The organism is Streptomyces sp. NPDC059850 (genome assembly GCF_042731515.1).
Taxonomy (GTDB): Bacteria; Actinomycetota; Actinomycetes; order Streptomycetales; family Streptomycetaceae; genus Streptomyces.
Map to the genome: position 1 here is coordinate 1 of NZ_JBHWJI010000046.1, position 12522 is coordinate 12522.

General features: G+C 72.6%; 12 protein-coding genes. 5 read left to right on the plus strand and 7 right to left on the minus strand.

The window, feature by feature from the left end:
• Nucleotides 1-52 precede the first annotated feature (52 nt).
• Together ACFV9T_RS30355 and ACFV9T_RS30360 are read right to left on the minus strand one after the other, a co-directional pair.
• Nucleotides 53-1267, minus strand: coding sequence for an acyl-CoA dehydrogenase family protein (locus tag ACFV9T_RS30355; protein WP_385445638.1), 1215 nt, complete (start codon nt 1265-1267; stop codon nt 53-55).
• Between the two features lie 8 nt (nt 1268-1275).
• Complete coding sequence (locus ACFV9T_RS30360; protein WP_385445639.1) at nt 1276-2298, minus strand: phosphotransferase family protein; 1023 nt, start codon at nt 2296-2298, stop codon at nt 1276-1278.
• Nucleotides 2299-2512: 214 nt separating this feature from the next.
• On the opposite strand from ACFV9T_RS30360, the gene ACFV9T_RS30365 reads away from it, so the two are divergent.
• Nucleotides 2513-3439, plus strand: coding sequence for an NADP-dependent oxidoreductase (locus tag ACFV9T_RS30365; protein ID WP_385445640.1), 927 nt, complete (start codon nt 2513-2515; stop codon nt 3437-3439).
• Here ACFV9T_RS30365 and ACFV9T_RS30370 read toward each other — a convergent pair.
• Genes ACFV9T_RS30370 through ACFV9T_RS30385 form a run of 4 tightly spaced genes read right to left on the minus strand, consistent with a single transcriptional unit; the run spans nt 3436 to nt 5468 of the window.
• Nucleotides 3436-3756, minus strand: coding sequence for a DUF202 domain-containing protein (locus tag ACFV9T_RS30370; RefSeq protein ID WP_385445641.1), 321 nt, complete (start codon nt 3754-3756; stop codon nt 3436-3438). The genes ACFV9T_RS30365 and ACFV9T_RS30370 overlap by 4 nt on opposite strands.
• A complete protein-coding gene (locus tag ACFV9T_RS30375; RefSeq protein ID WP_385445642.1) occupies nt 3744-4151 on the minus strand; it encodes a YidH family protein in 408 nt (135 codons plus the stop codon). Before ACFV9T_RS30375 ends, ACFV9T_RS30370 begins: the two co-directional genes overlap by 13 nt.
• Nucleotides 4148-4684: an NUDIX domain-containing protein gene (locus ACFV9T_RS30380; protein ID WP_385445643.1), complete on the minus strand. Its 537-nt coding sequence runs from the start codon at nt 4682-4684 to the stop codon at nt 4148-4150. The genes ACFV9T_RS30375 and ACFV9T_RS30380 overlap by 4 nt, the downstream gene beginning before the upstream one ends.
• 28 nt (nt 4685-4712) lie before the next feature.
• Entirely contained in the window at nt 4713-5468 is a 756-nt protein-coding gene (locus tag ACFV9T_RS30385; RefSeq protein WP_385445644.1) for a hypothetical protein, read from the minus strand.
• Between the two features lie 225 nt (nt 5469-5693).
• Here ACFV9T_RS30385 and ACFV9T_RS30390 point away from each other — a divergent pair, with 225 nt between their 5' ends.
• The 4 genes from ACFV9T_RS30390 (at nt 5694) to ACFV9T_RS30405 (ending at nt 10341) form a co-directional block, all read left to right on the plus strand.
• Nucleotides 5694-7349 carry an FAD-binding dehydrogenase gene (locus ACFV9T_RS30390; protein WP_385445645.1) on the plus strand — a complete coding sequence of 552 codons (1656 nt, stop codon included), beginning with the start codon at nt 5694-5696 and terminating at the stop codon, nt 7347-7349.
• Between the two features lie 416 nt (nt 7350-7765).
• Nucleotides 7766-8512, plus strand: coding sequence for a molybdopterin-dependent oxidoreductase (locus ACFV9T_RS30395; RefSeq protein WP_385445646.1), 747 nt, complete (start codon nt 7766-7768; stop codon nt 8510-8512).
• Entirely contained in the window at nt 8496-9245 is a 750-nt protein-coding gene (locus ACFV9T_RS30400) for a cytochrome b/b6 domain-containing protein (RefSeq protein WP_385445647.1), read from the plus strand. Before ACFV9T_RS30395 ends, ACFV9T_RS30400 begins: the two co-directional genes overlap by 17 nt.
• A 73-nt stretch (nt 9246-9318) precedes the next feature.
• On the plus strand, nt 9319-10341 hold the full coding sequence (locus ACFV9T_RS30405) for a glycoside hydrolase family 6 protein (protein WP_385445648.1): 1023 nt from the start codon (nt 9319-9321) through the stop codon (nt 10339-10341).
• 9 nt (nt 10342-10350) lie between these two features.
• Here the strand turns inward: ACFV9T_RS30405 and ACFV9T_RS30410 are convergent, their stop codons facing one another.
• Entirely contained in the window at nt 10351-12267 is a 1917-nt protein-coding gene (locus tag ACFV9T_RS30410) for a glycosyltransferase family 2 protein (protein WP_385445649.1), read from the minus strand.
• Nucleotides 12268-12522 lie beyond the last annotated feature (255 nt).

A 12522-nucleotide genomic window follows, 5' to 3' on the forward strand; every position in this document is an offset into this window, starting at 1 on the left:
ATCCAGCCCGTCCGGCGTTTGAGGACCGGGGGTCCGGGGGCGGAGCCCCCGGTTACAGGTAGCGCTTCAGCTCGCGCCGCGCCAGCGACCGCTGATGCACCTCATCCGGGCCATCGGCCAGCCGCAGCGTACGGGCCGCCGCCCACAGCTCGGCCAGCGGGAAGTCCTGGCTCACCCCACCCGCGCCGTGCAACTGCACCGCCTGGTCCAGGATCCCCACCACCGTCCGCGGCGTCGCGATCTTGATGGCCTGGATCTCGGTGTGCGCCTCCCGGTTGCCCACCGTGTCCATCATCCAGGCCGTCTTCAGCACCAGCAGCCGCAGCTGCTCGACGGCCACCCGCGCGTCCGCGATCCACTCGTGGACCTGCCCCTGCTGGGCGAGCGCCTTGCCGAACGCCTGCCGTCCCACCGCCCGTCGGCACATCAGCTCGATCGCCCGCTCGGCCATGCCGATCAGCCGCATGCAGTGGTGGATACGGCCGGGGCCAAGACGGGCCTGGGCGATGGCGAAGCCGCCGCCCTCCTCGCCGATGAGGTTCGCGGCCGGGACCCGGGCGCCGTGGAAGACGACCTCGGCGTGGCCGCCGTGGTAGTGGTCCTCGTAGCCGTAGACCTTCATCGCCCGCCGCACCTCGACCCCGGGCGTATCGCGCGGCACCAGCACCATGGACTGCTGGCGGCGCACATCCGCGCCCTCCGGATCGGTCTTGCCCATCACGATGAAGATCTTGCAGTCGGGGTTCATGGCCCCGGAGATGTACCACTTGCGCCCGGTGATGACGTAGTCGTCGCCGTCCCGCTCGATCCGGGTCTCGATATTGGTCGCGTCGGACGAGGCCACCTCGGGCTCGGTCATCGCGAAGGCCGACCGGATCTCACCCGCGAGCAGCGGCTCCAGCCACCGCTTGCGCTGCTGCTCGTCGCCGAACTGGGTGAGCACCTCCATGTTGCCGGTGTCCGGCGCGGCGCAGTTGAGGGCGGTGGGGGCGAGCTGGGGGCTGCGGCCGGTGATCTCGGCGAGCGGCGCGTACTGGAGGTTGGTCAGCCCGGCCCCGTACGCGGAGTCGGGCAGGAACAGGTTCCACAGCCCCTGCCTACGGGCTTCCGCCTTCAGCTCCTCCACGACCGCCGGGGTGTCCCAGGGCGAGCCGAGCTTGTCGCGCTGCTCCCCGGCGATCTCCTCGGCCGGGTAGACGTGCTCGTCCATGAAGGTCAGCAGTTTGGCGCGGAGTTCTTCGGTGCGGGCGTCGAATGCGAAGTCCATGAGGTGTCTCAGCTCTCCTGGAGGGTGGTGAGGCCGTTTTCGATGAAGGCCGGGACGATTCGGCCGATGCGGTCGAAGCCCGCGCCCAGGGTCTGTCCGAGGGTGAAGCGGTAGTGGATGCCCTCCAAGATCACCGCGAGCTTGAAGTAGGCGAAGGCGGTGTACCAGGCGATGCAGCTGACGTCCCGGCCCGAGCCCTCGGCGTACCGCTGGATCAGCTCGTCGGTGCCGGGGTGGCCGGGGGCGCCCTGGGTGGAGGAGATGGGCGCGTCGTCGAGGGTCGGATGTTCGCTGTACATCACGATCAGACCGAGGTCGGTCAGGGGATCGCCGAGCGTGGACATCTCCCAGTCGAGAATCGCCTTGATCCGGTCGTCGGCGCCCACGAGGACGTTGTCCAGGCGGTAGTCGCCGTGCACCACGGTGGGCGCGGGGGAGGCGGGCAGCGCCTTGGCGAGCCGGGCGTGCAGCTCGTCGATGCCGGGAAGTTCACGGCTGCGAGAGGCCTCCAGCTGCTTGCCCCAGCGCCGCAGCTGCCGCTCCAGGAAGCCGTCAGGCCGCCCGAAGTCGCCGAGCCCGACCGCGCCGGGGTCGACGGAGTGCAGCGCGACGAGCGTGTCCACCAGGGACAGCACCACGCCCCGGGTGCGCTCCGGACCGATGACGGCCAGCTGCTCGGCCGTACGGTACGGGGTGCCCTCCACGTACTCCATGACGTAGAACGGCGCCCCGGCCACCTCCTCGTCCTCGCACAGCAGCACCGGCTCCGGCACCGGCACGCTGGTCGGGTGCAGCGCGCTGATCACCCGGTGCTCGCGCCGCATGTCGTGGGCGGTGGCCAGCACATGCCCCAGCGGCGGGCGGCGGACCACCCAGCGGGAGGTGCCGTCGGTGACGGCGTAGGTGAGATTCGACCGGCCGCCCTCGATCAGCTCCGCGCCGAGCGGGCCGCCCACCAGCCCCGGGCGCTCGCGGTCGAGATGGGCGCGGAGCCGCGTCAGGTCCAGTCCTGGTGGATTGCCTGCGTTCATCGAACCTCTTCTTCCCTGGGAGGCGGGCGGCGGATGGGGTCACTCCATGTCCACCTCATGATGCCGACCAGTCGGTATGCCGTCCAGTGTCCGACCCCCACGGGTTCCCTCCCGCCCGGGCTGGATTTGCGGTGGCGGTTCGTGAGCAGGAGCGTCGTAGGGGAAACCGGGGGAGTGGGGGCAACGACACCAGGAACCGCGAGGAGCAGCCACCATGAAGGCCATCAGCTACCGCCGCTACGGCGGCCCCGAGGTCCTCGAATTCGGCGAGGTCCGGGACCCCAAGGTCGGGCCCGACTCGGTGCTGGTCAGGGTCAGGGCCGCCGCCGTGAACCCCGTCGACTGGAAGGCGCAGGCCGGATATCTCGACCCCGTCCTGGACGCCGTCTTCCCGGTCATCCCCGGCTGGGACGTCGCCGGGGTGGTGGAGCGGACCGGACCGGCGGTGACCGGGTTCCAGGAGGGGGACGAGGTGATCGGGTACGTACGCGAGGACTTCCTGTCCCGGGGCACCTGCGCCGAGTACGTGGCCGCGCCGGTGCGCACGCTCGCCCGCAAGCCGCGCAACCTCACCTTCGAGCAGGCGGCGGGCATCCCCCTCGCCGGGCTGACGGCCTACCAGAGCCTGGTCGGCGCGCTGCGGGTCGGCGAGGGCGACACGGTGCTCGTGCACGCGGCCGCCGGGGGCGTCGGCTCGATGGCGGTGCAGCTGGCCCGGCACCTGGGCGCCCGCGTCATCGGGACGGCCGGTGAGCACAACCACGACTATCTGCGGACGCTGGGCGCCGAGCCGATCGTGTACGGGGAGGGGATCGCGGGTCGGGTGCGAGCGCTCGCGCCCGACGGGGTGCAGGCCGCGTTCGACCTGGTCGGCGGCGACGCCCTCACCGCCTCCGAGGAGGTGCTCGCCCCGGGCGGACGGCTGGCCTCCATCGCCGACCCGGCGGTGCTCGGCCTCGGCGGCCACTACGTCTTCGTACGCCCCGACCCCGACGACCTCCAGGACCTGACCGACCTCGCCGAGCGTGGCGCGCTGGGCGTCGAGGTGTCGGCGACGTACCCGCTGGAGCGGACGGCGGAGGCGCAGCAGCGCAGCGCGGAGGGCCACACCCGGGGCAAGATCGTCATTACGGTGGACTAGCGCAGCATCGCCGCGCCGCACACCGCCGCGCCCAGCACACACCCCACCGCCGCCACCGCCGCGCGCGCCGTCAGGAGGGGTGGGCGCGGGGCGTGCAGGTGGCGGATGCGGTGGTGGGCCACGGCCGAGAAGGCCAGCCAGGACAGGACGACCAGCGACAGGGCGAGCACCGGCAGCGGGCCGAGGCCCGCGTGCAGGGTCTGGCGCCCGGCGAGCGAGGCGGCCACGGCGCAGGCCAGCGTCGTACGCCGCCACGCCAGCCGGGTGCGCTCCGGCTGGAGCCCGGGGTCCCGTACCGGCTCGGTCACCCGTCCCACCCCACGGCGACGACGATCACCATCAGCAGCGCGACCACTCCGACGGCGAGGCCCAGCATCGCCGGGAACCGCGACACCGGCAGATCCTCGCCGCGCCGCATGGCCCGCTCGCAGCGGATCCAGTGGTTGATGGCGCGCAGGGCGCACACCGCGCCGCCCGCGAGCAGGGTGAGCGCGAGGGCCAGCCGCAGCGGGCGGCCGGTGTCCGGCAGGAACTGGTCGACCGCGAAACCCCCGCCCACCAGGGCCATCGCGGTGCGCAGCCAGGCCAGGAAGGTGCGCTCGTTGGCGAGCGAGAAGCGGTAGTCGGGGGTGTCGCCCTCCTCGCGGAGCCGTTCGGGCGAGAACCACAGCCGGGCGCTGGCCACGGCGTCCGCGAATCTGCCTCGGGTCACGGGGCGGGCCTCTCGCGGCGCCAGTCCAGCAGCCGACGGTACGCCTCCGCGCCGTCCGGCACCCACTCCCACTCGGTGAGCCGCCGCTTCAGCTCCTCCTCGGTGACGAAGGCGTGCCAGGCGATCTCGTCCTCCTGCGGTGCGACCGGGAGGTCGCAGCGGACCTCGTAGACCCGGCTCCACCAGGTGTGCTCGGGCGTGTCGTAGAGGAAGGAGAACAGCGGTACGGGCGTGGGGAGCCCCTGGACCCCCAACTCCTCCTCCGCCTCCCGCAGCGCCGCCTCGTCGTAGCTCTCGCCCGCCGCCACGACCCCGCCGACGAACATGTCGTACAACGAGGGGAAGACCAGCTTCCGGTCGGTGCGGCGGTGGACGAAGACGCGGTCCTCGGCGTCGCGTACGAGGATGAAGGCGCAGCGGTGGCGCAGCCGGTGGGCGGTGGCGTCACCGCGGCGGGCCTGGCTGATCACCCGGTCCTGCTCGTCCACGATGTCCAGCAGTTCGTCGGCGGAAAGCGGTTCCTGGTCAGGCATACGGCCATACAAGCAGATGGCGCCGCCGTCAGCGCGAGGGGCCACCGCCGTGGGGGCCGCCGTAGCCGCCCTGGCCGCCCTGCCCGTCGTAGCCGCCGCCCTGGCCGTACGGGCCGCCGCCGTTCCCCTGACCCTGGCCATTGCCCCAGCGCCCCTGACCCTGGCCGCCCGCGGGCGGCTGTTCGGCCTGCTGCCTGGCCTGTTGCTGGCGGGCCTGCTCGGCCCAGCGCTTCCAGGCCTCGGCCCGCTTCTGCCACTGCTCGGCCCGTTCCGGCCAGGACGGGGCCGGGGCGGAGCGCTGACCGGACGACGGGGTGCGGGACTCGGCGGCGGGGGCGGCCGGGGCCTGCGTGGCCGGTTTCGCGGCGGGCGCCGGGGCCGCGGGGTCGGTGGTGCGCGAGCCGCGCAGCGGCTTGTCGCCGACGGCCGACTCGGCGAGCGCGGCGGTCTTCGGCTCGGGCGCGTCGGGGGTGGCGGTCGAGGCGTCGCGCCCCGGGGCGGCCTGCGCCTCGCGCGCGTCCTTGCCCATGAGCATGAAGAGCGCGGTGGCCGCTCCGGTGGCGGACAGCAGGATCGCCCCGGCGGCCGCCTTGCGCCGCGGGTCGATGCCACGGCGGCGGGCGCGGGCGTGCCGGGGGCCGATGACCTCGCCCTGGAGGATGTGCGGGGTGACCGCGTCGCCCGCCTCGAGGGGCTGAGGGCCGGGGGTGACAAGTGTCGGATTCACGATGCGCTTGTCCGCCGGATACGGCGGCCCGGATTGCTCAACGGAGCGGTCAGCCATGGTCGTTGATGATGCCGGTTTGGCTGAACCCTGTCCAATAATGATGGGGGATTGTTCCCATTTGCTGCACAAGAGAGTTATAGCCTGAGGGCGACCGTGTCCGGAAAGCGCTCTCACCCTGGTTTTCGGACCAGCTGACGACCAGTTGACGCCGTACTGACCGGTAGGCAGGATCGCACCCGACGACACCGTCGACCGGCTGACGAGGACGGGATACCACCAACCATGGCGTACGACGCGGATGTGATCGTGGTCGGAGCGGGCCTGGCGGGGCTCGCGGCCACCGCCGAACTGGCCGACGCGGGCCGCAAGGTCATCCTGCTCGACCAGGAGCCCGAGCAGTCGCTCGGCGGCCAGGCCCACTGGTCCTTCGGCGGCCTCTTCCTCGTCGACTCGCCCGAACAGCGGCGGCTGCGCGTCCGCGACAGCCGCGACCTCGCCTGGCAGGACTGGCTGGGTACGGCCGGTTTTGACCGCGACGAGGACCACTGGCCGCGCCGCTGGGCCGAGGCGTACGTGGACTTCGCGGCGGGCGAGAAGCGGTCCTGGCTGCACGCCCAGGGGCTGCGGCTGTTCCCCCTCGTCGGCTGGGCCGAGCGCGGCGGCTACGACGCGACCGGCCACGGCAACTCCGTACCCCGCTTCCACATCACCTGGGGCACCGGACCCGGCGTCGTCGCCCCCTTCGAGCGCCGGGTGCGCGCCGCGGCCGCCCGTGGCCTGGTCGACCTGCGCTTCCGGCACCGGGTCACCGGGCTCTCGCGGAGCGCGGGCGCCGTCGACACCGTCACCGGCGAGGTGCTGGAGCCGAGCCGCGCCGAGCGGGGCACGGCCAGCAGCCGCGAGGTGGCCGGTTCCTTCGAGCTGCGCGCTCAAGCCGTGATCATCACCTCCGGCGGCATCGGCGGCAACCACGACCTCGTACGCGCCAACTGGCCCGAGCGGCTGGGATCCCCGCCCGAGCGGATGATCTCCGGCGTGCCCGCGCACGTGGACGGCAAGATGCTCGGCGTCGCGGAGGCCGCCGGTGGCCGCCTCATCAACCGCGACCGGATGTGGCACTACACCGAGGGCATCGAGAACTGGAACCCGATCTGGCCCCGGCACGGCATCCGCATCCTGCCCGGCCCCTCGTCGCTGTGGTTCGACGCCCGTGGAAAGCGGCTCCCGGTCCCGCTGTTCCCCGGCTTCGACACCCTCGGCACCCTCGAACACATCATGCGGACCGGGTACGACTACACGTGGTTCGTCCTCACCCGGAAGATCATCGAGAAGGAGTTCGCGCTCTCCGGCTCCGAGCAGAACCCGGATCTGACGGGCAAGAGCGTCCGCGATGTGCTGGGGCGCGGACGGGCCGGGGCGCCGGGTCCGGTCCAGGCGTTCATGGACCACGGCGCGGACTTCGTCGTCGAGCGTTCGCTGCCCGCCCTGGTGCGGCGGATGAACGAACTGACCAAGGACCCGCTCATCGACGAGGCCGAGCTGCGCCGTGAGATCGTCGCCCGGGACCGCGAGATCGCCAACCCGTACACCAAGGATCTCCAGGTCACCGCCCTGCGCGGAACCCGTAAGTACATCGCCGACCGGCTCATCCGCACCGCGGCCCCGCACCGCATCCTCGACCCCAAGGCGGGCCCGCTGATCGCCGTGCGGCTGAACATCCTCACCCGCAAGACCCTGGGCGGGCTGGAGACCGATCTGTCGTCGCGGGTGCTGACCGAGGGCGGGGAACCGCTGCCGGGCGTCTACGCGGCGGGCGAGGCGGCGGGCTTCGGCGGCGGGGGCGTGCACGGCTACCGCTCGCTGGAGGGCACCTTCCTGGGCGGCTGCCTCTTCTCGGGCCGCACGGCAGGCCGCGCGGCGGCCAGGGCGGTGTCATAACCCCGGACCCTGACGCCCACCGGCACCCCCGACCGGCCACCGGCCGAGCCCGGACCGCCTGCCGGGCGGCTGGCGGCGGGTGGATGCGCCGGATCTGGTTCCGGGCCGACGCCAGGCCGCGGCGGTCTCATCGCCGGGGTATGCGTCCCCGGGCGCCCCTCATGGCCCGGCCCGCCCCTCGGCCGCCGACGACCCCGGGCCGGGCCGCTGCCGCGCGGCAGGCTGTGGCGCGCCGGGAAAGGTGTCCCGCGTTCCGCGGGGACCTCTCGGGTGCCCGGGGCGGCGCCCCGGTTTCGGGAAGGGGCGGGGTGGGGGGAAGGCTCCCTCACGCCCCGTGCGGCGTTCAGTTCTGACGGAAGTCTGACGAAAAGCCACAGACGATGGCGCGCCACGCCGCCCGGTGGTCTCATCAGGGCATGGACGCAACCCCCGGCGACGGCGACCGCGACGGCGGCGAGGACCACGGCGCACCCGTCGGCCGCCGCATCCTCCTCGGCATGCTCGGCCTCGGCGCGGCCGGTATGGCCGTCGCCCCCTGGGCGCAGCGCGGGCTGGAGAAGACGCTCGGCGCGGTGTCCGACAAGGACCCCACCGGGGTGACCGGGCTGCTGCCCAACGGCGGCGGGTTCCGGTACTACTCCGTGACGTCCTCCGTCCCGCACAAGGACGCCACGGACTACCGCCTCACCGTCGGCGGGCTCGTCGACAAGCCCGCCGACTACCGGCTCGCCGAGTTGCGCGCGCTCCCGCAGGCCCGGCTCGTCCGGGACGTCCAGTGCGTCACCGGGTGGCGGGTGCCGAAGACGCCGTTCGAGGGGGTGCGGCTGTCGACGCTGCTGGACGCCGCCGGGGTGAGCCCGCGCGCCAAGGCCGTCCGGTTCACCTGCTTCGACGGCGCGTACTCCGAGAGCCTCACCCTCGACCAGGCGCGCCGCCCGGACGTGCTGGTGGCGCTGCGGATGCGGGACAAGCCGCTGGGCCACGCGCACGGCGGCCCGGTCCGGCTCTACGTCGCGCCCATGTACTTCTACAAGTCGGCGAAGTGGCTCTCCGGTATCACCGTCACCGACGAGGTGCGCCCGGGCTACTGGGAGGACCGGGGGTACGACGTGGACGCCTGGGTCGGCAAGTCGAACGGACGCGACGATGCCCCCACTGTCTGAATCCCCGCTGCCTGAATCCCCCCTGCCTGAAACAGCCCCGGGCCCGGCCGCCGCCGCCCGCCGGGTGCGCCGCTTCACCCCCGCCGAGCGCTGGATCCACCGTACGACCGCCGCCCTTCTGGGCGTGTGCATCGTGAGCGCGGCCTGTCTGTACGTACCCGAGCTGGCCCAACTCGTCGGCCGCCGCCTGCTCGTGGTCACCGTCCACGAGTGGACCGGCATCCTCACGCCCGTCCCGGCCCTCCTCGGCCTCGCCTCCCGCGCCTTCCGGTCCGACCTGGGCCGACTCAACCGCTTCGGGCCGCACGACCGCCGCTGGCTGCGGGCCGCGCTGCGCCGCGACCACAGTCCCGCGGAGCGCCCGGCGGGCAAGTTCAACGCGGGCCAGAAGGTGTACGCCGCCTGGACGGCGGGCGCGGTGCTGGTGATGGCGGTCACCGGATCGCTGATGTGGTTCACCGGGCTCGCCCCGCTGATGTGGCGCACCAGCGCGACGTTCGTCCATGACTGGCTGGCGCTGGCCGTCGGCATCGTGGTGATCGGACACATCGGGAAGGCGCTCGCCGACCCGGAGGCGCGGCGCGGGATGCGCACCGGGCGGGTCGACCCGCGGTGGGTCGCCCGCCAGCATCCGCTGTGGCGCACGGAGCACGACGGCGGCGACAGCGACGGCGGCGACAGCGACGGCGGCGACAGCGACGACCGGGGACACCCCGCACGCGGCGTCCGCTGAACCGTCGGCACTCGGTGCCATGATGCCTCGCATGCGCGAAAAAGATCCAAAAAAGTCGGTTATGCGGCGATTGGTGACGCTCGCCGCATGTGGTGTCGTGGCGATGGTGCCGCTGTGCGGATGCCAGATGTTCGACTCCCCGCGGCGGGACGGGCTCTGGGTGAACCCGGACGGCCCGGCCGCCCGGCATGTCCGTGCGCGGGAGGAAGACGGAAAGAACGGAGGAAAGAACAACGACGCCGAGCTGATCCGGCGGATCGCGCAGCGGCCGGTCGCCGAATGGCTCGGCCCGCAGCCCCCTCGCGAACGGGTGCGCTTCATCACCGAATCCGCGGCCCGGACCGGCGCCACCCCGGTGCTGGTCGCCTACAACATCCCGCACCGGGACTGCGGCGGACACTCGGCGGGCGGCGCGGCGAACGGCGCGGCCTACCGGAGGTGGATCGAGCAGGTCGCCCTCGGCATCGGCGACCGCAAGGCGATCGTCGTGCTGGAGCCCGACGCGGTGGCGCAGGTCGTCGACCGCTGCGTGCCCCGCCGCGTGGTCGGCCCCCGGCTGGCGATGCTGCGCGACGCGGTGGCCGCGTTCGCCGCGCTGCCCCACGTACGGGTGTATCTGGACGCCGGGCACGCGGGCTGGATCAAGAACCCCGCCCGGCTGATGCTGCCGCTGCTCAAGAGCGGCATCGAGCAGGCGGACGGCTTCTCCCTGAACGTCGCCAACTTCCAGCGCACCGGCCGCACCAAGCGGTACGGCCACCGGCTGTCCCGCGCGGTCGGCGGCGCGCACTTCGTCATCGACACCAGCCGTAACGGCAACGGCCCGCTGCGGCGCGGGGGCAAGGCCCGGCACGGCACCCGGCCGGGGGAGGCCTGGTGCAACCCGCCGGGGCGGGCGCTGGGCGAGCCGCCGAGCACCCGCACGGGCGATCGGCTGGTGGACGCGTATCTGTGGATCAAGCGGCCCGGCGAATCCGACGGGACGTGCAACGGCGGGCCCCCGGCGGGCCGCTGGTGGCCCGAGTACGCGCTCGGCCTGGCCCGGAACGCCGACGGCCCGGGCCGTGACGCACACGGTCCGGGCCGCCACCGCTGATTTCCGATATCACAGGGCGCACACCGCGTCCTGGTCCTTCGCCGGGGCGCACGGTCCCTCGCTGTCCGCGCGCGCGGTCGGTACGGCCGGCGCCGCCACCGGGCGGCGCCGGCCCCGCAGCACCCCGCCGTACCAGATGGCCACCGGCGCCAGGCACAGCGCGAGCGCGAGGACGGCCCAGGTGCGCATCGCCGCGTGGGTATGGCCCAGGAAGAACGAGGCCGCGAGCGAGGTGCCGAAGAGCCCGCCCCACAGCAGATGGATACGGAACGTGGAGAGCCGGTCCGGGCTGGACGAGTCGCCCTTGGGCGTGACCACGAACCGGCTCTTGCGCCGCAGCACCGCGTCGAACAGCGACTTGACGTAGATCGGCGCGGACAGGGCCGAGAGCAGCATCCCGGCGAGTCCGCCCGACCCCTCGGGCTCGTGCGGGGAGACGTTGTGGCGGCGGTTCCAGATGTACAGCCCGATCTGCAGCATGGCGGCGTCGCTGTAGAGCATCATCCACAGCTCGGCCGGGATGTCGAGCCCGGCCGCGCCCAGCATCAGGAACAGCGTGCAGGACAGCGCGGAGAGCACCCAGTTGACCGCGGTCATCGGGTAGTACGTGATCAGCAGCGTGTAGTTGAGCAGCTTCCCCGGGGGCAGCGTGAACGGGGCCTTCCAGAACTGCTTGAGCACCGTCTCGTACGTGCCCCGGCTCCACCGCATCTGCTGGGTGAAGAAGTCCGTCCAGGAGCTGGGGCCCTCGCCGACCGCGAGCACGTCCGGGGTGTAGACCGAGCGCCACTTCCTGCCGGTGGCCGGGTTGCGGTGGCGGTGCAGCTCGAAGCCGGTGGCCATGTCCTCGGTGATCGAGTCGTACAGCCCGCCGATGGCGCGCAGCGCGCTGATCCGCACCGCGTTGTTGGTGCCCACGAACATCGGGCTCCCATAGGCGTTCCCGGCCCGCTGGATCAGCGCGTGGAACAGGAACTGCTGGCTTTCGGCGGCCTTCGTGACGGCGCCGTCGTAGTTTCCGTACACCTGCGGTCCCACCACGAACGAGACATCCGGATCACGGAAGTAACCCAGCATGCGCTCCAGGAAGTTCGGCAGCGGCACATGGTCGGTGTCCACACACGCCATGAATTCATAGTCGTCGCCGTGCGCGTCCAGCCAGGCGTTGTAATTCCCGTGCTTCGTCCGCGCCCGGAATGCGCCCTTCGGCTGGTTCCACTTCTCGATTCCCTTGCGCGAGAAGTGCCGCACGCCGAGCCGCGCGCACAGGTCCTTGACCTCCGCGTCGTCCCCCTCGTCCAGCAGCCAGACGTCCATCGTCCCCTGGTGCCGGATGCGCACCGCGCCCTCCAGCGTCGCCCGGACCATCGCGATCGGCTCCTTGCCGGGCACGAAACTGGTCAGGAACGCCACCCGGGTGCCGCGCTCGGCCGTCACCGGCACCGGATCCCGCGCCACCAGCGTCGCGTGCGCGTTGGAGACGACCGTGACCAGCCGGAACGTCTCGATCAGCGCGATCGAGACCAGCATCGCGACATCCGCCGCGGTCTCCCACGCCGTCACATAGTCGCGCCGCGCCCAGTGGTCGGGCTGCAGCAGCCAGAACAGCAGCAGCGCCGAGCACACCGGCGCCCCGCACAGCAGCAGCGCCGCCCGGAACCGGTGCGGCTCCTGCGCCAGCAGACTGCGGCTGCGCACCCGGTACGGGCGGCCTGCGGGCGGCTCCGTCAGCGGGCCCGCCAGCTCGCTGTACCGCTTGTACTCGTACACCCCGGCCGGGCGGGGGTGCGCGGTATCCGGGGCGGGGCGCGCATGCGGGGGTGCGGCGGCGTGCCCGGCGGTACGCGCGGCGGGGGCGGCGGGGGCGGCTCCCCGGCGCGCATGGGGTGCGTCTCTCGAATTTCTGACGGGGGTCTGTGCAGACATGGGCACTCCCGCGGGCTGTCTTGAACCGAATATCGCGCCGCGATGACCCGGACGGACCACATTCGTCATGTCATCGCGCGAGATGAGAAGGTAACAATCGGATGTGGCGGTATCGCGCACATCGGATTTTCGGCGCGCCCCTGGTGATAGGCCGCGAAAGAGCCACCCTGACGGCCCATCAGCGCGCGTCTTACGTGATTTACATCCCGGCCTCTGGCAAGGTCGGATATCGCGTGAAAGACGGACACCACGCGA